Origin of the sequence: Sorangium sp. So ce834 (genome assembly GCF_051521425.1) — a bacterium.
Lineage (GTDB): Bacteria > Myxococcota_A > Polyangia > Polyangiales > Polyangiaceae > Sorangium > Sorangium cellulosum_D.
This window is the reverse complement of sequence record NZ_CP150351.1, coordinates 6,319,711-6,344,829: the sequence shown is the minus strand read 5'-3', so window position 1 is coordinate 6,344,829 and position 25,119 is coordinate 6,319,711. Positions and strand designations below refer to the sequence as shown.

Sequence of the window (25,119 nt, the reverse complement as noted above, 5' to 3'; positions counted from 1 at the left end):
CGCATGGGGGCGCCGCGGTTTCACGTGTCCCACGCCGATCTGGAGCTCGAGGGATCGATCCACGCCGCGGCGCCTGACGGCGCCGGCTCGGCGGCCGCGCCTGCGGCCGGCGCTGCCGGCGCCGCGCCTGCCGACGCCCGGCAGGCCGAGGCCAGGCTGGCCGCGCTGCTCGCGACGGCGACCGCGCTGGCGGGATCGACCTCGCTCGCCGAGGCCGCCTCGCGCGTGGTCGACGCGCTCGTCGAGCACCTCGGCTGGGACGTCGCGGCGCTCTGGCTCGCCGAGCCGGAGGCCAGCGCCGCGGGCTGCGCGCCGCCCGCCGCGGCGCCGAGCGCGCTCCGGTGCGTCGCGGCCCGGACGGCGGCGCACCTCGAGCGCGAGGCGATCGAGGCGGCGCTCCGCGAGGAGCCGCACCCCTCCGCCGAGCACGGGCTCGTCGACGACGTCTTCCGGAGCGGCGAGCCGGCGTTCCGCGCCGGCGCCGTCGCCTCCGCTGACGCCGCGCGCGCGCCGAGCTGGGAGCGCGCGGCGTGCGCCGCCCCGATCCCGTGCGGCGACGGCGCGGCCGGGGTGATCGAGCTGAGGAGCCGCGCCCCGCAGCGCCGCGACGAGCAGCTGCTCCTCGTCCTCGCGTCGATCGGCGGCCAGATCGGGCAGAGCGTCGCGCGGCGGCGCGCCGAGCGGGAGAGCGCGCGCGCCGCGGGCGAGCTCCGCGCGCTCGTCCGCGCCATCCCGGATCTCTGCTTCCGCCTCGACGCCGAGCTCCGGATCGTCGACTGCAACGAGCCGCGGCCCTCCGCGCTCCGCGTCGCGCCCGAGGCGCCGCTCGGCAAGCGCGTGGCGGAGGCGCTCCCCGGCGAGCTCGGGGAGCAGCTGGAGCGCGCGGTCCTGGAGGCCCGCGAGACGGGCGCCGTGGTCGCGCTCGAGCACGCCGTCCCGAGCGCGGGCGGAGAGCGCCACGTGGAGGCGCGCACGATGCCGTTCCTGGAGGGGCACGCCCTCGTCCTGCTCCGCGACATCACCGAGCGGCGGCGCGCCGAGGAGGCGCTCCGGCAGCGCGAGGAGCGCTCGCGCGAGTCGCAGAAGATGGAGGCGCTCGGCCGGCTGGCCGGCGGAATCGCGCACGACTTCAACAACATGCTCATGGTGATGCTCGGCTACGGCGAGCTCATCCTGCGCCGGCTCGGGCCCGAGAGCGCGCTCCGGCGCGACGCCCTCCAGGTCACGAAGGCCGGGGAGCGCGCCGCGGCGCTCACGCGGCAGCTCCTCGCGATGAGCCGGCGCAAGGTGCTGCAGCGCGAGGTGCTCGACCTCAACGCGGTGGTGCTCGACATGCAGACGATGCTCCAGCGCCTCATCGGCGAGAACATCGATCTGCGGACGAACGTCGGCCGGGATCTCGGCTCGATCAAGTTCGACAAGAGCCAGCTGGAGCAGGTGCTCCTGAACCTGGTCGTGAACGCGCGCGACGCGATGCCGGGCGGCGGGATGCTCGTGGTCGAGACCTCCCTCGGCGAGCCGGGCCAGAGCCCCGCGGCGCGCTCGTTCGTGCCCGCGGAGGGGGACGAGGCCGACGCGCCCGCCGCGGGCGGCCCCCCGTACGTCGTGCTGTCGGTGACCGACAGCGGCGACGGGATGGACCACGACACGCTCGCGCACCTGTTCGAGCCGTTCTTCACGACGAAGGCGCGCGGCAAGGGCACGGGGCTCGGCCTCGCCACGGTCTACGGGATCGTGAGCCAGAGCGGCGGGCTCATCGAGGTCGAGAGCGAGGTCGGGCGCGGCACGACGTTCCGCATCTACCTGCCGCGCGTCGAGGACCGCTCCGAGGCGGCGCCCGCGCACCCCCGGCCGCCGCCGGCCGGCGGCGACGAGACGGTGCTCGTCGTCGAGGACGACGACGCCGTGCGCAGGCTCATCGTCGAGGTGCTCGAGCGGCGCGGCTACGGCGTGATGTCGGCCGCGACCGGCGAGGAGGCGCTCGCCACGCTCGCGAGCGACGGGGAGGAGTCGGTCGACCTCCTGCTCACCGACCTCGTGATGCCGGGCATGAACGGCCGCGAGCTCGCCGAGCGCGCCCTCGCGATCCACCCCCGCACGCGCGTGCTGTACATGTCCGGCTACGCCGAGGACGTCCTCGCGGGCGCCGAGGCCGATCGCGAGCTCGTGCTGCTGCAGAAGCCGTTCACCCCCGACACCCTGGCGCAGCGCGTGCGCGACCTGCTCGACCGGCGCTGACGGGAGCGACCGCGGCGAGCGCCCGGCCGGGGCGCCGCGGACCGAGGCTCACCGCCCGCCGCGGCCGAGGACGTCGTCGGCGGGCGCCGGGTCGGCGACCCCGAGCGTCGCCGCCGGCCGCCGCCGCCGCAGGTAGAAGAAGTCGCGCGGCGCGGGCTCGGCCACGTACTCCTCCGGCTTGAACTGCACGTCGGGGATCAGCGCCGACCGCGCGCGCGGCCCCTCGCCGCCCTCGCCGCGCCCGTACAGGAGGAAGCGGGGGTAGGCGTGGTTCACGTCGAGCTCCGCCACGTCGTGCGCGCCCGCGGCCCTCATCCCGTGGGCGAGGGTGCGCGCGGTCACGGCCTCGCCGAGCCCGTAGAAGAGCAGCTTGCCGGCCGCGTCGACGCCGAGCGCCGACCGCCGGATCACGGTCTCGCCGCTCACGGTCGCGCCCCAGTCGCGGTTCGAGTCGTAGAGCGCGTGGTGCAGCTCGCCCTGCTCGACCAGGCACGGCGGCGTCTGCCGGTAGGCCGTCATGCGGGCCTCCTCGGCGCGCAGCGCGGGCCAGGTGCGGATCCGCACGGCGCCGTCGCGGTAGAGGGCGATCGTGCACGCCCGGCCGCGCGGCGGCAGGAACGTGTCGCCGTCGAGCATCATCCCGTAGTGGCCGTGCATCGCCTTGAAGCCCCCGTTGAAGGCGGCGATGAGCTCTCGCGTGTGGCCCTCGGGGACGAGCCCGGGGCGGCGCTCGGCCGGGACGTCCGGCGAGAACGGCTCCTTCGTGCCCGCGACGAGCCGGAGGTCGACGCGCCCGAGGTCGATCGCCACCACGGCGATCGCCGCGAACACGCGCCTCGGATCCGGGTGCACGGCGCTCCGCCAGAGCACCGGGGCGTCGCCGGGCCGCACCGCGTCGGGGATCGGCGTCCAGACGCCGTCCCCCGTGGCCGCGACCTCGCGGAAGGGCGGCGCGAACGGCGACGGGGACGAGATCGACTCCGCCTCCAGGCCCTCGCCCCGCAGGGCCTCCGCCGCGGCGGCGGGCGCGGGCTCCCAGAACGTCTTCGGGGGCGCGTGCCGGTAGATGGCCTGGTTCACGCGGTCGGCGACGCCGTAGGCCACGTCCTCGGCCCACGCGACGGGCGCCGGGCCGACCACGGCCCGCGCCCCGTCGGCGAGCGCCGGGCCGAAGCCGGGGACCTCGTGGATGCCGTACCAGAGCGCCTCGACGGCGATCGCGCAGACCGCGACGCAGCGCAGCGCGCGCTCGGGCAAGCGCGGGCGGGACCGCCGCCTGCGCGGGGGCCCGCTGGCGGGAGGGGGCGAAGGCTTGTCCACGGCGACCGGGAGGCTACCCGATCGCGCGGGCAGCCCCAAGTTCCGGGCGGCGAGCGAGCGCGGCCGGCCAGCGCCGCGCGCCAGAAGCCCGCGCGGAGCTCGCTACGGCTGCCCGTGCGCCATGGTCCGGGGCCCGTCCTTGAACAGGATCTCGATCTTGCCCCGATCGATGACCTTCGCGACCACGCCGTCGCCGAACTTGCTGTGGTGGATGAGCTCGCCCTCGCCGAAGGTGAGGGTGGTGCGGTACGGCTTGAACGCCCCGGAGGGCTTCCCCGCGATGGCGCGCTCCCACGCGAGCGTCTGATCGCGCTCGGCGCGCTGGGCGGCGGTGAGGCGCTCCACGCCGCCGCCGCGCGTCGAGGCCGACGACGCGGCCCTCGGCTCGCCGCTGCTCCGCGACGCGGCGCGCGCGGCGGCGCGGCTCTCGCGCTCGCTCTTCGGCTGGCGGTAGAGGTGGTGCGACATGCAGGTCTTGCACTCGACCTTCTTCACCACGTCGCCGACCATCGCGATGATGCGATGGGTAAGATCGAGGCGGCACTTGGTACACCAGGCGTCGACCTCGCCGCCCGTCCTAAGCTTCTTCGTCGTCACTTCTCCTCGCGGCGCCGGTCTCGCCCGGTCTCTTTGCTTCGGTCCTTCACGTTCACTTGCGCGCTCACCTCCGGCTTCGGCAGGCCCGTCCTCGGCTCGTCCTGGCCGTCGTCTCGCTTGGCCGCCTCGTTCGGGACGAAGCGGATCTCGGTCTTGATCTCGAAGGAGAGCTTCGTCAGCACCTTCGTGATCTCGTCCGCGAACTGGGTGTGCTCGAGCACGTCCCGGATCTCCTTGGCGACGACCCGGTAGAGACCGTTCTTCGTCTCGTCGATCTGGGTGTAGAGGTAGTGGAGGACCTCTTTGGGGAGCTTGAGGTCGCCCACGAAGTGCCGGAGGTTCTCGGGCCCCTCGCTCAGCTTGTCGATGCCGCTCTCGACGGCGCGCTCGACCACGCGCTTGAAGATCTCCGGGATAGCGCGCTCGAAGAGGCGCTTCTTCTCGCCTTCGCCTTCCACCTTGTCCCCTTCGTCCTCGCGGAGCGGCTCGGTGTCGTCGGCCATGGCTCGGGCTCCCCTAGCGGGACGGGGCGGCCACGTCAATGCAGGGGTTCGCGCAGGGTGCCGGCGTCGCGCCATGGTCCATGGATCTGCCGGATTTTGATGACGATGGGGAGCCTTTCGCGCGCCGCTTCGCGGGCAGGAGAGCTCGGCCTTCGCCCCGGCCGCGCGGCCGGAGGTCGTGGTGACCCGGACAGAACTTCGCGGCGCGGCCGGCTCAGAGCCCGTCGTAGGCGTCGGTCTCGTTCATCTCGTAGGGCTCGTCGGACTCCGCCCCAGCGTCGCCCTCGCGCGCTCGCTTGTAGGACTTCAGCATCCACACCTCCGCCGCGAACCGGCCGGCGCCGCGGCGGGCGCTGATCTCGACGGTGGCGTCGTCGTCCTCGAGCGGGCAGAAAGGCCGATCCGGCTGGACGATCGGCCATGCGTCCTCGCTGCCGTCGCTCGCGATCATCGCCCCGCGGCTGCTCCGCACGGCGACGTCCAGGTTGAGGATCCCGGGGCCGCCGACGGCGAACACCCGGTAGCAGGCGCCCCGGAGCGCCTGCAGCTTCTCCGTCACGATCGCCCCGCCCTCGGCCACCTGCCCCTCGATCGGCTTGGGCGAGACCCGGCGCATGCCGTTCTCCGGGCCGCAGAGCAGCGACAGGCGCGTCACGTCCTTCAACGGATTGCCGCTGATCTTGAAGTTCCCGTAGCAGCGCACCCAGGGCCCGCCGACGCGCACCGGGAGGACCGGCAGGTCGGGATCCGCGGGCGCTCCGGCGTCGCCTCCGCCCTGTCCCGCGTCCGCGTCCGACAGCCCGCCGGCCCCGACCGTGACGGCCACGTTCGGCGGCGCGGCCGAGAGCACCACCGGGGGGCCGGGCTTGCCCTCCCAGGGGCGCGGCTCGTCGCGGCAGCCCGCCGCGACGAGCCCGAGGAGCAACGCGGCGCCGAGGCGCGCGGCCCTGGGGACGACCGGGGAGGGGCAGGGGCGCCGGGACGACACCGCGGTCGGCTCTTGCGCTAGAGTCCCGCGCGATGGAAGCGTTTTCTGCGCGCGGCGAGCGGCGGCCGCGCAATCCGCACAAAGCGAGGCGCGAGGCGCGCAATCCGCGCCGATGGCGCAGAGGGCGGGCCTCGCGCGCGTGAGCACGAAGCCTCGGTCGCCGTCGCGCTCGCGCGGCGGCGCAGACCAGACGCCCTCGCGCTCGCGCTCGGGCGCAGACCCGACGAGCTCGCGCTCGGGCGCAGACCCGACATCCTCGCGCTCGCGCTCGGGTGCACGCCAGAGCCAGGCTCAGGAGCGCGCCCCGCGCCGCCGCGGCTCGTCCGGTGAGCACGGCGCGCCCCCGCCGGCGCCGCCGGATCCGAGCGAGCGCGATCGGGAGATCGCCGCCGCCCTCGGGGCCTGGTTCGATCGCGTCGCGCGCGACCTGCCGTGGCGGAGGACGCGCGACCCCTACGCGATCTGGCTGAGCGAGGTGATGCTCCAGCAGACGCGCGTCGAGACGGTGATCCCGTACTACGAGCGCTTCCTCGCCCGCTATCCGACGGTCTCCGCCCTCGCCTCCGCCGAGATCGACGACGTGCTCTCGCTATGGAGCGGCCTCGGCTACTACCGCCGCGCCCGCGTGCTCCACCTCGCCGCGCGCGAGATCACGGAGCGCCACGACGGCGCGCTCCCCCGCGACGTCCCGGCGCTCCTCGCCCTGCCCGGCGTCGGCGCGTACACCGCGGGCGCGATCGCGAGCATCGCGTACGATCAGCCGGTGCCGCTCGTCGACGGCAACGTCGCCCGGGTGCTCTCCCGCATCGAGGGGATCGACGACGACATCCGCAGCACCTCGGGCACGCGCAAGCTCTGGTCGGCCGCGGAACGCCTCGTGCGGGCCGCCGCGGGCAGCGTTCATCCGGGACGCTTCAACCAGGCGCTGATGGAGCTCGGCGCGACCGTGTGCGCGCCCCGCAACCCCCGCTGCGAGGCCTGTCCCGTCGACGGCGCGTGCGCCGCGCGCGCCGAGGGACGGCAGGCGGAGCTGCCGGTGATCGCCCCGAAGCGCGACGTCCCGGCGGTCGCGATGGTCGCCGCGGTGGTGCGGTCGGGCGACCGCGTGCTCTTCGTCCGCCGCGCCGACGGAGGTCTCTTCGGCGGGCTCTGGGAGCCGCCCATGGTCGAGGCGCGCGCGCTCGCGGACGCCCTAGCCCTCCTCGAGCAGGTCGGCGTCGCGCCTGACGCGCCGCTCCGCGAGGTCGGCCGCGTGCGCCACATCCTCACGCACCGGCGGCTCGACGTGACGGTCGCGCGCGCCGAGGTGGCGGCCCCGTGGCGTTGCCGGGCAAAGCTTGCCGCCCCCTACGAGAAGGCGGCGTGGCTCGATCCGAGCGCGATGGAGTTCGGTGTTTCCAAGCTCGCGCGAAAGGTCCTGTCCGCGGCCTCGGCGTTGGACGAAGGGAGCGCGCGCCGGACGCGCTGAACGCGCGCGGGCCGGGCGGCCCGGCGCGCGCCGCGGCCTCGGAGAGGCCGGAGGCGGCCCGAAATCGCGTCCTCGCGGTCCTCCGGGGAGCAGCGCTCCGCTGCGGGCGGGGCGCGGCGCCGCTTGCGGGCGAGCTGCTGCGGCAGAGCTCCGCGGGCAAGGGCGAAACCCATATGTCGTCGCGGGACGCCGCCGGCTTTGACGCTGCAGCGCGAGCGCGGTGGCACGGAAGGCGCTTGGTGGGAGGGAGGGCAGGCCCTCTAGCCTCGCGGCGCCGGCGGTGGCCGGAGCTCGATTCAAGCCTGGGAGCTCAAGCGACATGGATGCGCGACGACGGACCACAGACACGCTGCTCACGGCGAGCGCACCTGCGCGATCCATGACCGTGATGGCGGACGACGGAGCGCTGTACGTGCTGCCGCTGTGCGAGCGGATCGTGCTCGACGTGCTGGCCTACGAGGACGAAGGCCTCTTGGCGTTCATCCGCATCGACGGCGAGGTGGTGGCGGAGCTGCCCGTGCTCGGCCAGGCGTGATCGGGCCGGTCCCGCTCGTGCGCGGGGCGACGCGCCGCGCCCCTCGATGCGCCGCCGCTCAGCCCGTGTTCCGCCGCATCCGCTGGGTCACGGGTTGCTCGTCCTCTTCGTCGGCGTCCGGCTCCACGGACTCGACCTCCTCGTCTTCCAGGAGATACGGCAGGTCGCCGTCGTCGTCGTCGTGCGACATCACGACGTCGCTCATGTCCTGCCCCTTCGTCGCTCCCTCGAGGAACTCCGCCCCGAGATCGCTCGCCAGATCGGCGGCGGCGTCGGCGGCGTCGGGGTTCACCTCGAACTCGGTGCAGCCGGCGTCGTTCGGGTGGTGGTGGTAGCCGCGGACCTCGTCGTCGAGCGTCGGGATCACGTCGCTGAGCTCGCTGCGCGGGCTCACCTTGCCGCGCAGCGGGGGCGCCGATGCGGCGTCGCTCACGTCGACGAACGGCTCGTCCAGCTCGGTCGCGCCGGGCCATCGCGCGGCGGCCCCGGGGGCCTGCGGCTGCTTGCGCGGCCTTCCCTGGTCGCTGCGATCTTCTCGTTCTCGGCGCTGCGTCGCGCTCGCGCGCGGCGCGCGTAGCGCCGGCGAAGGTGCGGCGGTGCTCTGCCTGCCTCGGGTGCTTGAATTGCTCACGGTGGTCTCGCCATGCAGGGTCCGGTCCGCAGGTGAAGCGGGCGGATACGCAACGGGGGCGAGGACCGTGCCGAGGGCCGCGGCCGGCGCCGTCGCCGAGGCGCCGCGCGCGAGCGACGCGCGGCGCCTCGGCGACGGCGCCGGCCGGGACGCAATTGAGCGTGCCAGCGAGCGCCACCTCGGGGTAGAAGGCTCGTGGCGATGCTGGAACTCCGGACCGGGCTTGCGCTCGTGGCCGTGCTGCTCGTGGCGTCCTTCGGGCGCGCCGCCGCGGCCCAGCCTGCTCCCGGCCGCGCCGGCGAGGCGGCCGCGGAGGCGCCGCCCGGCGAGGAGGGCGGCGGCGCCGAGCTCGAGGCGTACCGCGCGCTCGCGAGGCCGCCGGGAACGGCGGCGCGCGTCGTGTCGTCCCTCGCGATGGGGACGGGGCTCCGGTTCAACAACCCGTACCGCCTGCAGACGCAGCTCGGCGACACGGCGGAATCGCTCTCGTTCACCGCGGGGTACCTCGATCTCGGGGTCGCGCTGGCGCTGGGGCCGGCCGACGGCGTCCAGCACGGCGGCGCGCTGCGCCTCTCGCTCGCGGTGAGCGGCGTCCCGCAGGAGTCGATCACGCCGAGCTACTTCGTCGCCTACCGCGGCCTCCCCCGCGCGCTCGCGTACGGTCGGCTCGGCGCGTCGATCCTGATCGAGCCCGACGTGAACGTCGGCGGCGAGCTCGCGGTGGGGCTCGGGTACTACCTCCTCGCGGGCGTCGCGCTCTCGGGCGAGCTCGTCGGGGATCTCTTCTACGGCGCCGCGACGTACGAGGCGGCGTACACCGTTTACCCCGTCGTGTCGGCGCAGCTCGGGCTCATGATCGATCACGAGCTTTTGCCATGAGGTCGCCGGGGCGCGAGCGGCGCAGCGGGCGCCTCCGGGCGAACGAGGTCGCGGGGGTCGCGGCGCTCTTGCTCCTCGCGGGCATCGGGCCGGTCGTGGGCGACATCGGCAGCTGCGGGCAGGCGCCGGAGGAGCTCGACCCGCGCAAGTTCTTCGCGCTGAAGGCGCAGATCGACTGCGCCAAGTGCGAGGAATGCGGCCTGCGCACGCGCGCCTGCGCCGCCGCTTGCGGCTTCGAGGCCGCGCCGGAGCTCCCGAACGGCTGCTACCCGCTGGTCCACGACGGCGAGGTGTGCCTGCACAAGCTGCAGACGGCGAGCTGCGACGCGTACCGCGAGCACATGGCGGACGAGGGCGCCTCCACCCCGACGGAGTGCAATTTCTGCCCACTGGAGGAGGCCCCGTGAGCGGGCGCGGCGCAGCCGCCCCCGGCCGCCGCCTCGCGCGGGCCGCCCGCGCGCTCTCGTGCGCCGCGGCGCTCTCGGCCCTGTCCGGGTGCGCCTCGAGGCCGGCGCTCCTCGCGAGCCACGACGACTACGCGGCGTACCGGGCGACCCGCGTGTCGAGGACCCTCGAGGGGCGGCTCGCGGCGGCGTCGGCTTACCTCGAGCGCCATCCGGAGGGGGCGTTCGCCGCCGAGGTGCGCGCGTACCTCGCGCGGGCCGAGCCGATCTACTACGCCGCGAAGCGCGGGACGGCCGCGGGGCTCGCGGCGTACCTGGCCACGCTGCCGAGGGGCGCGTTCCGCGAGGACGCGACCCGCCGGCTGCGCGCGCTCGTCCGGGAGCGCAGCGCCGGCGATCTGCTCTCGCGCGCGGCCCGCGAGACCGACGCGCAGCTCTCGCGGCAGCGGGCGGAGCGCGCGCGGGTCCGCGAGGAGCTCGCCGCGTGGCTGCGCCGCTTCCTGGGCAGGGAGGCCTGGGGGCGCCCGCTCGCGGAGGCGCCCGCCGAGGTGATCGTCCCGTTCAGCCTGACGCTGCCGGCGCCGCGGTGCGCGCCCGCCGACGAGCGCGCGGCCCCGGGCGCCGCCGTCTGCGCGAAGCGGATCGCGCTCCCGTTCGTCGTGAACGCCGGGGGCGAGAGCGCGCCGCGGCAGGCGGAGATCGAGATCTCCGTCCTGGAGGACGCGGCGGGCCGCCCGATCGAGGTCGCGGTCCGGGGGCCCGATCTCTTCACGCGGCTCGAGGAGGCGCGCTCGGCGCGCGAGGTCGCCCCGGACGACCCGGAGGGCCGCATCGGGGGGATCGCCCTGGCGGTCGAGCTCGCGCGCGGCGCCTTCGCGGCGCGCGTCTCCGGCGATCCGTCGTGCGGCCGCCAGGTGGAGGCGCCCGTCGTGCTGCACCTCGAGTGCGAGGGGGCCCGCCTCGTGGCGCGGGCCGCGAGCGAGGCGGGCGAGGACGACGCCGTGACGATCGCCGTCGCCCCCGCCGCGCGCTAGGCCGCCGCGCGAGCGCTAGCACGGCTTGTTCTTCTTCTTCCCCTTGAGCTTCGCCGTGTTCTTCGGGCAGACGTCCTTGATGGCCGCGGAGCGCTCCCTGTAGATCGCCTTCATCGCCTCGAAGACGGCCCCCTGGTCGCGCTTGATGTCCTTCGTCTCCCCCGGATCCGCGACGACGTCGTAGAGCTCGAACGCGTCGTCGTCGCCGTAGGCGATGAGCTTGTGCCGCCCGCTGATGAGCGCCCTGCGCCGGTCGTTGTCGCTCGTGCGCGGCAGATCGACGATGACGTCGCGCGGCTCCGCGCTCGCGCCGTAGAGCTCGGGCACGAGGCTCTTGCCCGGGAACGACGGCTCCGGCGGGGCGCCGGTCATGTCCAGGATCGTGGGCGCGAGGTCGATGGAGCTGCGCGGCACGTCGATCCGGCGCGGGGTGATCCCGCCGGGCGCCTGGATCATCAGCGGCACGTGGGTGAGCACGTCCCACACCTCGAAGCCGTGGCGGTACATCTTGTGCTCGCCGAACGCCTCGCCGTGGTCCGCGGTGATGATGATCGCCGTGTCCTTCCCCCACGGCTGCTGCGCGACGAAATCGAGCAGCTTGCCCACGTGCATGTCGGTGAACCTGACCTCCCCGTCGTACTTGTCGCGGGCGCGCTTGCCGAACGGCTCGATCCCCTCGTGCGTCATGTACACGTCGTGCGGATCGAGGAAGTGGAAGTACGCGAAGAAGGTGCCCGAGGTGTTCGCCTTGTCGGAGAGCATCTCGATCGCGAGCTCCAGGTGTCCGGGGCTCGTCACGTTCCGGTCGGTCGTGTTGTCGGCCGAGAGCCCCGGCACGATCTCGTACACGTCGAAGCCCTGACGGAAGCCCGCCTTCTGGTCGAAGTAGAAGTGCGCGTGCGCGGTCATCGTCCGCACCCCGGCCTTCTGCAGGAGCTCCGGGAACATGAGGACGCTGTCGGGGTAGTTGCCGAAGAAGTAGCCGCTGCGATCGACCTCGCTCGGGTACCGGCCGGCGAGGAAGCCGCCGACGCTCATCGAGGTGTACGACGAGATCGCGTAGTGGCGCGTGTAGCTGACCGCCTTCTTCTCGAACGCGGTCAGCCGGGGCGCGATGTCGCGCTCGTAGCCGTTCCACGGCATGTCCGCGCGCAGGCTGTCGATCGAGATCACGAGCACGTTCATCTTCGGGCGCTGCGCCGCCGGCGTCCCCGCGGCGCCGCCCTCCTTGCCCGCGGCGGCCCCGGCGGCCGGCGCGGCGCTCTCCCCCGCGGCGTCCTGCGAGCCCGCCGCGGCGGCCTGCGAGCCGGCCGCGCCGGGCTCTTGCCGCGCCGTGGGCTCCGGCGTGCGCGCGGGCGGGGGGTGGCCGTCGCCCTCGCGGGAGCAGCCCGCTCCGGCGCTGACGAGCGCGAGCGCGAGCGCCGCCGCGAGGGGCCGGCGGGCCAGGCGCGAGGGCGCCGACAGGGAGGGCGCCGGGCGGGAGGGCGCCGGTTGTCCTTCCGGTTCCCAGGCTCTCGTACGTGAAGCGACCGTGTGCATGGTGGCCGTCTTACTCCGACTTGCGCCGCTCCGCCAAAGCCGCACACCGGGGGCGAGTTCCGGTATGCTCTCCGCTCATGGCCCCGGCCCATCGGAATCCTCCACCGCTGCCGCCTTCGGGCCGATCGCAACCTGGGGCCAGGCCAGGGGAGAGGTCGTCGCCCGACCCGCCGAGGTCGCTCCCGCCCAACGCGCCGCGGCGGGTGGGCGAGCACGTCAGCCAGGCGCTCAAGGATCACATCACCGAGATGGCGCTCGGCCTGCTCGAGGAGCAGATGCAGGCCCGCATCGTCCACTACCGCGCCGATCTCGAGACCAACCCCGAGCTCGACGCGGTCACCGCGCAGGTCGTCGCCCAGCTGAAGGTGATCCAGGCCTCCGCGGGCGCGGGCGAGCGCGGGGCGAAGAACCGCGACGCGATCCGCGACGCGCACGAGCGGACCCTCCGCGCCCTGCTCGAGCGGGTCATCCGCGAGGACGGCATCTCGCTGCTCGTCGAGCGGCGGCTCAAGAAGATCCACAAGAACCTCGCCCGCCTGTTCTTCCAGTCCGAGCTCCACGAGAAGACGCGGGGCCGCGACGGCGCGCCGAAGGTGATCCACCACGGCGAGCAGGCGCTCTTCTACGTGCTGACCCGCTACAAGAACCGGATCGAGGCCGAGCTCGAGGGCTTCGAGTTCGCCTCCGAGGAGGCGCGGGAGCAGTCGTTCGAGCTGCTCGCGAAGCTCACGAAGGACATGCAGGACGCCTTCCTGTCGCGCCGATCGAGCGAGCTCAGGCGCATCGTCTCGGTGGTGCACGTCGTGCTCGTCGACTTCTTCGGCGAGCGGCTCGCCCCGAGCCTCGGCGAGGTCGCCGCGAAGGTCGTGCGGGACGCGCGCACGTACGAGGGCAGGGCGTTCGCGTACAAGGTGACGAGCGAGGCCTTCCCTCGCTTCCGCGCGGCGTTCGAGCGGACCCTGATGGTGATGCTCGTCGGCTTCGCCGAGGACGAGCTGGTCGCGCAGCTCGCGGACACGGCGGGCTCCGAGCGCGACGAGACGATCCTCTTCATCACCGATCCCCACCTCTTCAGCATGATCTGCGGCGAGGTCTGCGAGGGGCTCTACGAGTTCCTCTGCAACGAGGGCTTTCTCGACCTGCCGCCCGACTGGCGCCGCGCCTCGACGGCGCCCTCCGACAGCTGACCCAAGAGAAACCCACCGACATCATGAGACGGTACGACGTCGCGCGAGCGGGCTCCGGCCTGCTCCTCGCTCTCTCTCTGCTCGCCGGCTGCGCGCGGGGCCCCGATGTGGACGCCTCGGGGCTCGCGCTGCGGCGCGTGGTCATCTACAGGAACGGCGTCGCGTACTTCGAGCGCCGGGGGCTCATCGACGCCGATCAGGTGACCTTCCGCGTGCGCAAGGAGAAGGTCGGCGACTTCCTCGCGACGCTCGCGGTCATCGAGGCCGGCGGCAGCAGCGTCCGGAGCGCGTCGTTCCCGGTCGAGGTCGACGACGGCTCGGGCGAGCGCGACGCGCCGGAGGAGCCCGGGCCCGAGGTGACGACGGCGTCGTCGCCCAAGGACAAGGGCGCGGCGGCGGGGGAGAAGAAGCGCGACGAGCTCGAGAAGGTGAAGCTCACCCTCGACGGGCGAGAGCACGACCTCGTGGTCGGCTACGTGGCCGAGACGCCGGTGTGGCGCCCGTCTTACCGGCTCGTGATGGGCGCGGCCGGGGCCCAGGGCGCGGCGTCGAAGCAGGCGCACCTCCAGGCGTGGGGCATCGTGCAGAACCTCTCGGGCGAGGACTGGAAGGGCGTGAAGCTGTCGCTCGTGGCGGGCGCGCCGCTCGCCTTCCAGGCGACGCTCGATCAGGCGGCGATCCCGCCGCGCCCGATCGTCAGCGACCAGGGCGAGGTGATCGCGTCCGTACCGACGAGCGAGACCACGCTGGCCGCCGAGGCCGCGCCGCCGCCGCCGCCCATGCCTGCGCCGGCCGTGCCGCCGGCGGCGGCAGGTGCAGATGAAGGCCACGGGTACGCGTTCGAGGCCGAGGAGGGCGCCGCCGCCAGCAGGGCGGCGATGAGGGACCGGCTCGAGGTCGCCAAGGCGCCCGCGAAGCCGATGGCGAAGCGGGCCGTCGGCGGCGCGGCCGGCGCGCCTGGCGCCGCGGGGCCGCGGGGCGGGGTGATGTTCAAGGACGATCCGCTGGCCATGGACAACAGGGCGATGATGAACCCGTCGCCGCCGCGCAACATGAGCGCCCTCGCCGCGGTCGCGATGGAGGCGGGCACGACGCGCTACGACATCCCGTTCCCGGTCGACATCCCCGACCGGAGCGCGACGATGGTCCTGCTCCTCGCGAAGCAGGTGCCCGGCGAGTCGATCTTCCTGTTCGCGCCCGACGGCGGCGTGCCCGCGTCGAGCTCGCACCCGTTCCGGGTGGCGCGCTTCACGAACGACACGAAGGGGCTCCTGGAGCGCGGCCCCATCGCGGTCTTCGAGAACGGCGCGTTCCTCGGCCAGGGCATGGTCGAGCCGCTGCCGCCGGGGGCCACGACGACGGTGCCGTTCGCGCTGGAGCGGGGCCTCGCCGTCGACACGACGCGCGAGGAGAGCGCCGAGGGCGCGCGCCTCGCGAAGATCGAGGGCGGCGCGCTCGAGATCGAGCGCGACTGGGTGACGCACACGAAGTACGCCGTCCGCAACGGCGGCGATCTCGCGGCGAGGACGCTCGTGAAGCACCCGCGCCTGCACGGGACGCGCCTGCACGCGCCGCCGAAGGGCACGGAGGACAACGTCGGCACGGGCAGCGCGCTCGTGCCGATCGACGTGCCGCGGCGGGGGACGGCGGTGCTCGACGTGGACGAGCGGCGGATCTTCCGGCAGCAGATCGACTGGCTCAGCCAGCTCGCCGACGACGCGGTGCAGGCCTACCTGAAGGACCCGCGCGCCGACGCGGCCGTGGCGAAGCAGCTCGGGCAGGCCTGGGACGTCCGGGGCAAGCTGCGCCCGGCGATCGACGAGCGCGACAGGCTGATCGCGGAGCAGCAGCGCCTCGAGCAGCAGAGCCAAGAGCTCCGCCAGAACCTCCGGGCGATCGAGAAGAACAAGACCGCCGACGAGCTCCGCCGCGACCTCACCGACCGGCTCGCCAAGGCGTCGGCGCGCCTCGACGAGATCACGAAGCGCGTCATCGTGCTCGAGATGCAGATCAACGAGCAGCAGATCCGCTTCCGAGATCTCACGAGCGAGATCAAGCTCCTCGCCCCGCTCGCCCCCGTGCGCGCGACCCCCTGAGCGCACCGCTCCCGGCCCTCGGTGGGGATGCCTCTCATCCCCGGTTCCGGCGGGGGGGCGGGCCCGCATCCCCCGAGGGGGCTCGACGGGGGATGCGCGCACCCCGCCGCGCCGCCGCGCCGCCGCGCCGCCGTGCCTGCCGAGCGCTCGCCCGCTACCGCGCCGGTTTGCTCGCGCTGGGCGGCTGCCGCACGGTGCCTGCGTGGGTCCAGCTCCGCTCCATGCCCGTCGCGAGCCAGGCCACCTCGACGCGCTCGCTCCCGAAGACGGCCGCGACGCGATCGCCCCACTGCGCGGGGGCGGGGAGCTCCACGCTCTTCTGCTCCTTGATGCTGCCGAGCGCCTCCGCGCCGACGAGGAACGTGGCGATCCCCTCGCTCGCGAACGCCGATACCGCGGTGCTCGGCACGAACGGCGCGACCACCGCGCGCACCGTCGACAGGTCGGTCGCGCGCTCCGCGACCGCCCGCACCTCGTCGAGCGTCGACAGGACGAGCGCCACCCCGCCGGCCGCCTTGCCCTCGGCCGGCGCGGCCGGCGCCATGTCGTCTCCAGCGCTCGGCGCGCTCGGCGCGACCGGCGCTGCGGGCGCGGCCGGCTCGGCCGGCTCGGCCGGGGCGGCGGCCTTGCGCCCGCGCGCCCCGACCGCCGCGCGCCCGCTCCCCTTCGGCACGCCCGCGAGCACGTCGAGCGTCAGCGGCCCCTTCCAGGGCACCGCCGTGGGCGCCGGCGGCGGCTTCTTCGTGCTCACCTGCTCGCCCTTCTTGTCGCGGAGGATCAGCACGTCGTCGGTCGGCAGCGCCCGCGGCACGGTCACCCGCACCGGCCGCTTGAACGACCGCGGATCGCCGACCGAGCCGGTGGCCACGGCGTAGGCGAGCGTCTCGGCCGAGGCCACGACGAACGACGGCGCCCCGGCGATGCGCGGCTCCGGATCGGCGGTGCGCAGCGACAGGCCGCCGGGCGGCGGCGGGTAGATCTCCGAGGTGACGACGCGCCGGTCCGGCTCGACGATGCGCGCGCCCGTCGCCACGAGGTCGACCAGCGCGCCCGACTGCGCGAGCACCTCGAGCACCTGCCGCGACGGCGGCGCGACCAGCAGATCGAGCCGCGACGGGACGCGCTTCGACTTGAGCAGCAGCGCCGCCGCGAGCATGTCGCGCAACGTCACGCCGGAGTCGCCCCCGAGGACGACCTGCGCCACCGGCTTGCCGGCGAGATCGCGGACCGGCCGGACCACGCCCTCCTCGTCCATGAGCAGCGGGTCGACCGTGCCGAGGTCGATCGAGACGACCTCCTCGCACGGCGCGCCCGGGTCCGGCACGAGCGCGCGGTGGGCCTTCGACCTGCGCTGATCGCGGAGGAAGACCTCCGTCTTTTCGTCGCTCACGAACAGCGCCGCCGCCGCGCCCACCTGCGGCGCGATGCCGCAGAGCACCGCGCGGTCGCCCACCGAGAGGAGCCGCGCGCTCGGCCCGGCGAACTCGAGGATCACCGGCGCGTGGTGCTCGCCCTCGATGCGCCGGACCACCTCGTCGAGGTTCCTGCGGAGCAGCTCGAGCGCGACGTCCCGCGCGCACACGAAGGGACGCACCCTGCCCGATAGGTGGATCTGCACGCTCCGCGGCGGCCGGAGCCAGGCCGAGCCCGTGGCGAGCGCCTGCCCGAGCTGGCTCGGCGAGACGACGAGCGACAGCATGCCGATGCCGCCGACCGTCGCGAGGCGCGGGTCGTCGGTGAGGGCGAGCCGCGCCGGCGCGGCGAAGCGCTCGAGGTGCACGGGCGCGGGAAAGCCGATGCCCGGCCGCGCGATCGGGATGTTGTAGGTCGGGAACTCGGGCGACACCGAGTGTGGGCTGCCCTCGTCGATGTCCGCGAGCGAGCTCGCGTCGGCCACGCAGGTGCCGTCGTAGGCGACGGCGACCTCGACCGGCGTCTTCTTCATGCCCGTGGCGATGGCCTCGGCCAGCGCGCGCGACGGCGCCCTGGAGAGGATCACCTGGTCGACCTTGACCTGGACGAGATCACCGCGCAGCTGAGGATCCGTCGCCCGCCCGGCGAGGATCTTCTGGGGCATCGTGCGGGGGGGATCCCCGGCTCGCGCACGCATAGATGTTGGGCCGTCCTTGTTTTTCTTGATGAGCTGGCGGGCGCGACGCAGGGCCGCGCCCGGCCACGTTTGACGTCTCCCGCCGGCGGGATGCGCCGGCGGGATCCGCCCGCGGCCTTGCCGCGAGGCGAAAGAACGGCCGCACGTTAGCCGCTCGCCGGGACAAGGGTCAAGGCGTGCTTTGGAGCGGGCCCCTTGGGGCGGGAATCGCCCGGCTGGGACCAGGATGCAAGAGGCAAAGCGCGCCCGCCGCTTATCGCGATCGCCGCGCTGCCGGGCGAACGGCGCGAGCTTTCGCGGTGTTACGCGCCGCCGCGAGGTCGCCGCCCCGCGCGCTCGCCTGCTGCAGCGGGCGGCCGGCGCGAGGCGCCCCGCGCGCGCCCTCGCGGACGCCCGGCAGGGGCGAGGGCAGGCGCCCGGGCCCGGGCGCCGGACGCGCGCCGGTTCGTTTGTTTTCCCGATCGTGCCGCGCTTGGGTAGTCTCCCCCCATGTTCCAGGCCGTGCTGAAGGAAGTCGTAGAGAACACCGAGGGCGGCATCGCGACCCTTCTCATGGATTTCGAGGGGATCGCGGTCGACAGTTACTCCAAGCCGGGGGCCGCGTTCGACATCACCACCATCGGCGCGGAGTTCAGCGTCGTGCTCAAGTCGATCCAGCGCGCCGCCGAGATGCTCGACGCGGGCAACGCCGCCGAGATCGCGATCCAGGCGGAGAAGGTCACCACGCTGATCCGCGTCGTGAACAACTCGTACTTCGTGGCCTTCTCGATGACGCCCGACGCGAACATCGGCAAGGCCCGCTACCTCTTGCGCACCAAGGTGCCCGTGCTGCTGAAGGAGCTCGCCTGAGCGGCTTCAGGATCTCGGTCATCTCGGGGCCGAACCTCGATCGTCTGGGCAAGCGCGAGCCAGCGATCTACGGCACGGCCACGCTGGATGACATCCACCGCGCCGTCGAGGAGGCCGCACTGGCCCACGGCGCCTCGGTGTCGTGCATGCAGTCGAACTGCGAGGGGGAGCTCGTGACCGCGATCAGCCACGCCGGCGATCGCGGCTTCCACGGCATCCTCCTCAACGCCGGCGCGTACACGCACACCTCCATCGCCCTCTACGACGCGATCCGCGCGGGCGCGCTCCCGACCGTCGAGGTGCACATCTCCAACCCGGACGCTCGCGAGCCGTTCCGTCGCCGCTCGCGCATCGCGCCCGCGTGCATGGCGCGCGTCGCGGGCTTCGGTCCGAGCTCGTACGTCCTCGGGTTGCTCGGGTTGCTCGGGCACCTGGAGAAGCTGCGATCGGACGAAAGAGGTTGAACATGCGCCGTCACTCTGGTTGAAAGGCGGCAAACATCGATGGCCGAACGTCCTTCCATGAACATCAACCTCAAGCAGTTGCGGGCGCTGGTGCGCCTCTTAGAGAAGCGCAACGTGAGCGACTTCGAGTTCGAGGACGAACACGTTCGCATCCGGCTCACGCGCGGGGGCCTCGTGCCGCAGGGAGGGGCGCCGCAGCTCGCGCCCGTCGCCTACCAGCTCCAGAGCGCGCCGGCGGCGGCGCCCGCGGCGCTGCCCGCTCCGGCGCCTGCGCCGGCGGCGGCGCCCGCCGCGGCACCGGCGGCGCCCGCCGCGGCGAGCGACGAGGGGGTCTCGTACGTCACCTCGCCGTTCGTCGGCACGTTCTATCGCTCGCCGTCTCCTGATGCGCCGCCGTTCGTCGACGTCGGCAGCGCGATCCGCGTGGGTCAGGCGCTCTGCATCATCGAGGCGATGAAGCTGATGAACGAGATCGAGGCGGACTCCCCCGGCACGATCGTCGAGATCCTCGTCGACAACGGCAAGCCGGTCGAGTTCGGGCAGCGTCTCTTCAAGGTGCGGAGCAGCTAGCGCTGCCCGGGCGAGGGTGCCGTGTTCCAGAAGATCCTGATCGCCAATCGCGGCGAGATCGCGATGCGTGTCATCCGCGCCTGCCGCCTGCTCGGCATCCGCTCGGTCGCGATCCACTCCGAGGCGGACGCCGCGGCGCTGCACGTCCGGTTCGCGGACGAGGCGGTGTGCGTCGGCCCAGCCGAAGCGTCGAAGAGCTACCTCAACATCCCGCAGATCATCGCGGCCGCCGAGGTCACCGGCGCCGACGCGATCCACCCGGGCTACGGGTTCCTCTCGGAGAACGCGAAGTTCGCCGAGCTCTGCAAGAAGTGCCGGCTCACCTTCATCGGGCCGAGCGCGGACGCGATGCGGACCTGGGGCGACAAGGTGTCGGCGCGCGCGGTCGCGAAGCGCTTCGGCATCCCGATGCTGAGCGGCACCGGCGTGCTCACGAGCGCGGCGGACGCGGCGGAGCAGGCGGAGCGCGTCGGCTACCCGGTGATCCTGAAGGCCTCCGGCGGCGGCGGCGGCCGGGGCATGCGCATCGTCCGCCACGCCGGCGAGGTGCAGCGCTCGTTCGAGATCGCGACGCAAGAGGCCCTGTCCGGCTTCAAGAACCCGGATGTGTACCTCGAGCGCTACGTCGAGGCGCCGCGCCACATCGAGTTCCAGGTGCTCGCGGATCAGCACGGGGGCGTGTGGACGCTCGGCGAGCGCGAGTGCTCGCTCCAGCGCCGGCACCAGAAGGTGATGGAGGAGTCGCCGAGCCCCGCGATGGACAACGAGAAGCGCACCCGGATGGGCGAGATCATCCGGGCCGCGATCCTCGAGACCGGCTACACGGGCCTCGGCACGCTCGAGTTCCTGATGGATGAGCGCGGCGAGCTCTACTTCATGGAGATGAACACCCGCGTGCAGGTCGAGCACCCGGTCACCGAGATGGTGACCGGCGTCGATCTCGTCGCGCAGCAGATCCTCGCCGCCGCCGGCGAGCGCCTCACGCTGCCGGACACGCGCCCGTGGAGCTTCCGCGGCCACGCCATCGAGTGCCGGGTCAACGCCGAGGATCCGCGCTCGTTCGTGCCGTGGCCGGGGCTCATCACCGAGTATCACTCCCCCGGCGGCGTCGGGATCCGCGTCGACTCCGGCGTCTACGGCGGCTTCCGCGTCCCGAGCTCCTACGACTCGCTGGTCGCCAAGGTGATCGCGCACGGCGCGAACCGGGCCGAGGCGATCGCGAGGCTCCGGTGCGCGCTCGACGAGTTCATCATCGGCGGCATCCGCACGAACATCCCGCTGCACCAGGCGCTGCTGCGCGATCCCGACGTCATCGCGGGCAACATCTCGACCCACACGATCGAGCGCGTCGTCTCGCAGGGCTTCTGAGCGCGGCGCTCCGGCGCGCGCGACGAGGGCGGCGCTCCCACCGCGCGCGGCGCCGGTCCTGCAGGCGGTAGCGACGGGGCTTCTCCCGCTCCTCGCCGCGCGAGTCGCCGCGCGAGCGGGCGGCGTTCCCGGTCGAGGCGATCTCGCCGGCGCGCAGCAGTTGCGCGCTCGCCGCGGCGGCGGGCTCGCGGCTGCGGTGATCTCACGATCGCGCAGCCGTTGCGCGCTCGCCGCGACGGGCTCGCGGCTGCGGCGATCTCGCGGTCGCGCAGCCGTTGCGCGCAGCCGTTGCGCGCAGCCGTTGCGCCCTCGCCGCGGCGGCGAGCGCGGGATGAGCTCGATGGATGTTGCCTGAGCGACAGGTCGGAGCTACGGCCCGGTGCTACTTTACGTTGCTCTCGAGATCGGGCGCGCGCGCCCCTCGCCGGGCGAGCAAACCCCTTGAAATAGAAAGCATTTGCTGCGGGTATGGAAGCGAACGCGGGCGTGCAGGCTGACTTCTCTTCGTGGGTGCAGGCCACCTCCGATGTTTCCGAGCTCGAGCTCGGAATCCCTGGTTTCGGTTACGTCGATCTCTTCGACCCCGCGAAGCTCGCCGAGCTGACGGAGCGCTTCGAGGAGTATTTCCACGCGTCGGACGAGGCCGCCTACGCGCGTTTCGACGCGTACCGGGCCGCCCTGCGCGCGGAGCAGGCGGCCTCCGGGGGCGGCGGCGCGGGCCGGCCTGCGCTCACCGCGGAGCAGGTCTCCGAGGCGCTCCTCGCGGCGGCGCCGTACGTCGGCCGCTTCGTCGCCACGCTCTTCCGCGTCGAGCGGGAGACCCAGGCGCAGATCGACGCGACCCGCGAGCGGGCCGCGCTCTGGGACTTCAAGCGCGAGTTCTCGAAGAAGCGGCTGTTCAAGCCGAACCCCGGGAAGGCGTGGCAGGGCACGCCCGTCGAGGCGGCGCACGCGGCGCGGCGGGCGCTCGCGGCCATGGGCGCGCCGGCGAGCGCGCTCGACAGCGGCTCCGCCGCCGAGGAGCTCGCGATCGCGCGCGCGACGCTCGCGCTGATCGAGGTCGACGAGATCGCGCGTAAGGCCGCCAAGGCCGGCGGCGCCAGGTGGACGGACGAGCTCCGCGGCCGCGCGGCCAAGGCGCGCGCGGCGCTGCGGGAGGACCCGGCGCTCGCGGAGCGCGTGGCGCCGGCCGTCGCGGTCGCGGGCGCGGCGCCGACCGAGGCCGAGGACGCGGCGATCGTCGCGTTCGCGCTCGACGCCGTCGAGGCGTGGCTCGCGGCGCGCCGCGCGGACGAGCACGACCCGGCGCATCGCTGGCCGACGCTCAAGGCGCCGCGCACGCTCGACTACCAGGCGCTGGTCCAGCTGCACAGGAAGGGCGCGAGCGACGGCCCGGGCTCGGCCGAGCTCCTCGTCGGGCCGGAGCACGAGCGGCGGGCTCGCGACGGCTTCGCGCTGACCGATCGGCGCGCGGCGCCCCGCGAGGTCGAGAGCCAGGTCGACTACTGCCTGCTCTGCCACGATCGCGACAAGGACTCGTGCTCGAAGGGCCTGCGCGACAACAAGACCGGGGCGATCAAGTCGAACCCGCTCGGCGTCGAGCTCCACGGCTGCCCGCTCGACGAGAAGATCAGCGAGATGCACACGATGCGCGGGCGGGGCGAGTCGATCGCCGCGCTCGCGCTCGTCTGCATCGACAACCCGATGTGCCCCGGCACCGGCCACCGCATCTGCAACGACTGCATGAAGGCGTGCGTCTTCCAGAAGCAGGAGCCGGTGGACATCCCGCAGGTCGAGACCGCGGCGCTCACGGACGTCCTGTCGCTCCCGTGGGGCCTCGAGATCTACGGGCTGCTCACGCGGTGGAACCCGCTCGACGCGCTCCGGCCGCACGCGCTCCCGTACAACGGCAAGAACGTGCTCGTCGTCGGCCTCGGCCCCGCCGGCTACACCCTGTCGCACCACCTCACGCGGCAGGGCTTCGCGTGCGTGGCGATCGACGGCCTCAAGATCGAGCCGCTGCCGGTCGAGCTCACGGGCGACGAGACGCGCCCGCCGCGGCCGGTCAGGGATTTCAAGCGGCTCTACACCGAGCTCGACGAGCGCGTCCTCCTCGGCTTCGGCGGGGTGAGCGAGTACGGGATCACGGTGCGGTGGGACAAGAACTTCCTCACCGTCCTCTACATCACGCTCGCGCGGCAGCGGCTGCTCCGGATCTACGGCGGCGTGCGGTTCGGCGGCACGATCGATCTCGACGACGCCTTCCGGCGCGGGTTCCACCACGTCGCGATCGCGGCGGGCGCGGGGCGGCCGACGATCATCCCGCTCAAGAACAACCTCGCGCGCGGCATCCGCAAGGCGTCGGACTTCCTGATGGCGCTCCAGCTGGCCGGCGCCTACAAGCGCTCGGCGCTCGCGAACCTGCAGGTGCGGCTGCCGGCGGTGGTGATCGGCGGCGGCCTGACGGCGATCGACACCGCGACGGAGCTCGCGGCCTACTACGTCGTGCAGGCCGAGAAGACGGCCGACCGGCTCGACGCGCTCATCGCCGAGCGCGGCGAGGCGTCGGTGCTCGCGATGTTCGACGAGGAGGAGCGGGAGTTTTTGGCCGAGCAGCGGCGCCACGCCGAGGAGATCCGCGACGAGCGCGCGCGCGCCGCGCGCGAGGGCAGGCCGCCGCGGTTCCAGGGCCTCATCGACGCGTGGGGCGGCGTCTCGCTGGTCTACCGCAAGCGGCTCATCGACTCGCCGGCCTACCGGCTGAACCACGAGGAGGTCGCCAAGTCGCTCGAGGAGGGGATCCGTTACGTCGAGAACCTCGCCCCGCTCGAGGCGGTGCTCGACGAGCGCGGGTGCGTCTCGTCGCTCGTCTTCGATCGCCAGGAGGTCGTGGACGGCAAGTGGCGGAGCGCGGGCCAGACGGTCTCGATCCCGGCCCGCACCGTGTGCGTGGCGGCCGGGACGAGCCCCAACGTCACGTACGAGAAGGAGCGCCCGGGCTCGTTCGCGTTCGACAAGTGGAAGCAGTTCTTCCAGCCGCACCGCGCGTACGTCGACGAGGCCGGCGCGCTCAAGGTCGAGCCGGCCAAGGCGCGCGAGGGCTTCTTCACGAGCTACAACGACGGCGAGCACGCGGTGAGCTTCTACGGCGACAACCACCCGCACTACGCGGGGAGCGTCGTGAAGGCGATGGCGAGCGCCAAGGACGCGTACCCGTCGGTCGTCGCGCTGTTCCAGCGCGACCTCGCCCGGCTCGGCGAGGAGCCGCAGGCGGCGCGCGACGCGCGGCGGCGCGACCTCTTCGCCCGCCTCGATCACGATTTCACCGCGGTGGTCGAGCGCGTCGAGCGGCTGACGCCGACGATCGTCGAGGTGGTCGTGCGCGCGCCCGCGGCGGCGCGCAAGTTCGAGCCGGGGCAGTTCTACCGGCTGCAGAACTACGAGGTGCGCTCGCCGGTGGTCCGCGGCACGCGGCTCGCGATGGAGGGGCTCGCGCTCACGGGCGCGTGGGTCGACAAGGAGAAGGGGCTGCTATCGCTCATCGCGCTCGAGATGGGCGCGTCCTCCCGGCTGCTCGCCGCGCTGCGCCCGGGCGAGGAGGTCGTCGTGATGGGGCCGACCGGTACGCCGACGGAGATCCCCGAGGGCGAGACCGTGCTGCTCGCCGGCGGCGGGCTCGGCAACGCCGTGCTGTTCTCGATCGCGAAGGCGCTCAAGGCGCGCGGCGACCGCGTGATCTACTTCGCCGGTTACCGGCGCGGCGAGGATCTCTTCAAGCAGGACGAGATCGAGGTGGCGACCGATCAGGTCATCTGGTGCACCGACGGCGGCGCGGAGATCCCCCCGCGGCGCGCCACGGATCGCCATTTCCGCGGCAACATCGTCCAGGCGATGCGGGCCTACGCGGAGCGGCAGCTCGGCGGCGAGCTGGCGAGCCTCTCGGAGGTCCGGCGCATCATCGCGATCGGCTCGGACAAGATGATGAACGCGGTGCGCGAGGCGCGGCACGGCGTGCTCGCGCCGCACCTCAACCCGAAGCACGTGGGCATCGCGAGCATCAACTCGCCGATGCAGTGCATGATGAAGGAGGTCTGCGCGCAGTGCCTCCAGCGCCACGTGGATCCGGAGACGGGCAAGGAGACGGTGGTCTTCTCGTGCTTCAACCAGGATCAGCTCATCGACCACGTCGACTTCAAGAACCTCGCCGCGAGGCTCCGGGCCAACACGGTGCAGGAGAAGCTGTCGAACGCCTGGCTCGATCACATCCTGGCCGAGCGCCCCGCGCTGCGGCACGTGTGACGCGGTCCCGGGCGCCCCGGCGATCCGGGGCGCCCTGAGC

Annotated in this window: 20 protein-coding genes; 13 read left to right on the top strand and 7 right to left on the bottom strand. The window is 73.6% G+C overall.

All coding sequences use genetic code 11. From position 1 onward, the window contains the following. The first annotated feature begins 24 nt into the window (after positions 1–24). Positions 25–2,238, top strand: a complete 2,214-nt coding sequence (locus WMF20_RS22940; protein ID WP_437616761.1) for an ATP-binding protein — start codon at positions 25–27, stop codon at positions 2,236–2,238. Between the two features lie 48 nt (positions 2,239–2,286). Here WMF20_RS22940 and WMF20_RS22935 read toward each other — a convergent pair whose 3' ends face one another. From WMF20_RS22935 to WMF20_RS22920, 4 genes are all read right to left on the bottom strand, one after another. Continuing rightward, positions 2,287–3,495, bottom strand: a complete 1,209-nt coding sequence (locus WMF20_RS22935; protein ID WP_437616760.1) for a phosphodiester glycosidase family protein — start codon at positions 3,493–3,495, stop codon at positions 2,287–2,289. Between the two features lie 165 nt (positions 3,496–3,660). Beyond that, positions 3,661–4,155 carry a hypothetical protein gene (locus tag WMF20_RS22930; RefSeq protein WP_437616759.1) on the bottom strand — a complete coding sequence of 165 codons (495 nt, stop codon included), beginning with the start codon at positions 4,153–4,155 and terminating at the stop codon, positions 3,661–3,663. Next, positions 4,152–4,658, bottom strand: a complete 507-nt coding sequence (locus WMF20_RS22925; protein ID WP_129576349.1) for a hypothetical protein — start codon at positions 4,656–4,658, stop codon at positions 4,152–4,154. Before WMF20_RS22925 ends, WMF20_RS22930 begins: the two co-directional genes overlap by 4 nt. Before the next feature lie 214 nt (positions 4,659–4,872). Then, a complete protein-coding gene (locus WMF20_RS22920) occupies positions 4,873–5,646 on the bottom strand; it encodes a hypothetical protein (RefSeq protein WP_437616758.1) in 774 nt (257 codons plus the stop codon). A gap of 139 nt (positions 5,647–5,785) precedes the next feature. On the opposite strand from WMF20_RS22920, the gene mutY reads away from it, so the two are divergent. Both mutY and WMF20_RS22910 read left to right on the top strand, forming a co-directional pair. Next, on the top strand, positions 5,786–7,114 hold the full coding sequence (gene mutY / locus WMF20_RS22915) for an A/G-specific adenine glycosylase (RefSeq protein ID WP_437616757.1): 1,329 nt from the start codon (positions 5,786–5,788) through the stop codon (positions 7,112–7,114). 319 nt (positions 7,115–7,433) lie between these two features. After that, positions 7,434–7,649 carry a hypothetical protein gene (locus tag WMF20_RS22910; protein ID WP_437616756.1) on the top strand — a complete coding sequence of 72 codons (216 nt, stop codon included), beginning with the start codon at positions 7,434–7,436 and terminating at the stop codon, positions 7,647–7,649. A 58-nt stretch (positions 7,650–7,707) separates the two neighbouring features. Here the strand turns inward: WMF20_RS22910 and WMF20_RS22905 are convergent, their stop codons facing one another. Next, positions 7,708–8,082 (bottom strand): hypothetical protein, encoded by a 375-nt coding sequence (locus WMF20_RS22905; protein WP_437616755.1) that lies wholly within the window; start codon positions 8,080–8,082, stop codon positions 7,708–7,710. Positions 8,083–8,481: 399 nt separating this feature from the next. Between WMF20_RS22905 and WMF20_RS22900 the strand changes: the two genes are divergently transcribed. From WMF20_RS22900 to WMF20_RS22890, 3 genes are read left to right on the top strand one after another with little or no spacing between them, the layout of a single operon-like run. After that, positions 8,482–9,159, top strand: a complete 678-nt coding sequence (locus WMF20_RS22900) for a hypothetical protein (RefSeq protein WP_437616754.1) — start codon at positions 8,482–8,484, stop codon at positions 9,157–9,159. Then, positions 9,156–9,566, top strand: coding sequence for a hypothetical protein (locus WMF20_RS22895; RefSeq protein WP_129576344.1), 411 nt, complete (start codon positions 9,156–9,158; stop codon positions 9,564–9,566). Before WMF20_RS22900 ends, WMF20_RS22895 begins: the two co-directional genes overlap by 4 nt. Then, the gene (locus WMF20_RS22890) at positions 9,563–10,597 is read left to right on the top strand and encodes a hypothetical protein (protein WP_437616753.1); all 1,035 of its coding nucleotides are present in this window, start codon (positions 9,563–9,565) and stop codon (positions 10,595–10,597) included. The genes WMF20_RS22895 and WMF20_RS22890 overlap by 4 nt, the downstream gene beginning before the upstream one ends. Positions 10,598–10,612: 15 nt before the next feature. Here the strand turns inward: WMF20_RS22890 and WMF20_RS22885 are convergent, their stop codons facing one another. After that, positions 10,613–12,136: a sulfatase gene (locus tag WMF20_RS22885; RefSeq protein WP_437616752.1), complete on the bottom strand. Its 1,524-nt coding sequence runs from the start codon at positions 12,134–12,136 to the stop codon at positions 10,613–10,615. Between the two features lie 203 nt (positions 12,137–12,339). On the opposite strand from WMF20_RS22885, the gene WMF20_RS22880 reads away from it, so the two are divergent. Both WMF20_RS22880 and WMF20_RS22875 read left to right on the top strand, forming a co-directional pair. Beyond that, positions 12,340–13,323, top strand: a complete 984-nt coding sequence (locus WMF20_RS22880) for a hypothetical protein (RefSeq protein ID WP_020736644.1) — start codon at positions 12,340–12,342, stop codon at positions 13,321–13,323. A 23-nt stretch (positions 13,324–13,346) separates the two neighbouring features. Continuing rightward, entirely contained in the window at positions 13,347–15,419 is a 2,073-nt protein-coding gene (locus WMF20_RS22875) for a hypothetical protein (RefSeq protein WP_437616751.1), read from the top strand. 154 nt (positions 15,420–15,573) lie between these two features. On the opposite strand, the gene WMF20_RS22870 is transcribed toward WMF20_RS22875, so the two are convergent. Continuing rightward, on the bottom strand, positions 15,574–17,496 hold the full coding sequence (locus WMF20_RS22870; RefSeq protein ID WP_437616750.1) for an aconitase family protein: 1,923 nt from the start codon (positions 17,494–17,496) through the stop codon (positions 15,574–15,576). Positions 17,497–18,030: 534 nt separating this feature from the next. On the opposite strand from WMF20_RS22870, the gene WMF20_RS22865 reads away from it, so the two are divergent. The 5 genes from WMF20_RS22865 to WMF20_RS22845 all read left to right on the top strand — a co-directional run bounded on the left by WMF20_RS22865 (position 18,031) and on the right by WMF20_RS22845 (position 25,079). Beyond that, positions 18,031–18,378: a roadblock/LC7 domain-containing protein gene (locus WMF20_RS22865; protein WP_237245570.1), complete on the top strand. Its 348-nt coding sequence runs from the start codon at positions 18,031–18,033 to the stop codon at positions 18,376–18,378. Continuing rightward, the gene (locus WMF20_RS22860) at positions 18,375–18,842 is read left to right on the top strand and encodes a type II 3-dehydroquinate dehydratase (RefSeq protein ID WP_437617157.1); all 468 of its coding nucleotides are present in this window, start codon (positions 18,375–18,377) and stop codon (positions 18,840–18,842) included. The genes WMF20_RS22865 and WMF20_RS22860 overlap by 4 nt, the downstream gene beginning before the upstream one ends. Before the next feature lie 39 nt (positions 18,843–18,881). Next, positions 18,882–19,412 (top strand): acetyl-CoA carboxylase biotin carboxyl carrier protein, encoded by a 531-nt coding sequence (gene accB / locus WMF20_RS22855; protein WP_437616749.1) that lies wholly within the window; start codon positions 18,882–18,884, stop codon positions 19,410–19,412. 21 nt (positions 19,413–19,433) lie between these two features. Continuing rightward, positions 19,434–20,780, top strand: coding sequence for an acetyl-CoA carboxylase biotin carboxylase subunit (gene accC / locus WMF20_RS22850; RefSeq protein WP_129576338.1), 1,347 nt, complete (start codon positions 19,434–19,436; stop codon positions 20,778–20,780). A gap of 468 nt (positions 20,781–21,248) precedes the next feature. Continuing rightward, positions 21,249–25,079, top strand: coding sequence for an FAD-dependent oxidoreductase (locus WMF20_RS22845; RefSeq protein WP_437616748.1), 3,831 nt, complete (start codon positions 21,249–21,251; stop codon positions 25,077–25,079). The last annotated feature ends 40 nt before the right edge of the window (positions 25,080–25,119 follow it).

Coding starts and splice junctions, on each gene's coding strand:
- WMF20_RS22925 (WP_129576349.1), bottom strand. CDS start 4,658: ATGGCCGACGACACCGAGCCGCTCCGCGAGGACGAAGGGGACAAGGTG.
- WMF20_RS22910 (WP_437616756.1), top strand. CDS start 7,434: ATGGATGCGCGACGACGGACCACAGACACGCTGCTCACGGCGAGCGCA.
- WMF20_RS22900 (WP_437616754.1), top strand. CDS start 8,482: ATGCTGGAACTCCGGACCGGGCTTGCGCTCGTGGCCGTGCTGCTCGTG.
- WMF20_RS22895 (WP_129576344.1), top strand. CDS start 9,156: ATGAGGTCGCCGGGGCGCGAGCGGCGCAGCGGGCGCCTCCGGGCGAAC.
- WMF20_RS22885 (WP_437616752.1), bottom strand. CDS start 12,136: ATGCACACGGTCGCTTCACGTACGAGAGCCTGGGAACCGGAAGGACAA.
- WMF20_RS22875 (WP_437616751.1), top strand. CDS start 13,347: ATGAGACGGTACGACGTCGCGCGAGCGGGCTCCGGCCTGCTCCTCGCT.
- WMF20_RS22870 (WP_437616750.1), bottom strand. CDS start 17,496: ATGCCCCAGAAGATCCTCGCCGGGCGGGCGACGGATCCTCAGCTGCGC.
- accB (WP_437616749.1), top strand. CDS start 18,882: ATGGCCGAACGTCCTTCCATGAACATCAACCTCAAGCAGTTGCGGGCG.
- WMF20_RS22845 (WP_437616748.1), top strand. CDS start 21,249: ATGGAAGCGAACGCGGGCGTGCAGGCTGACTTCTCTTCGTGGGTGCAG.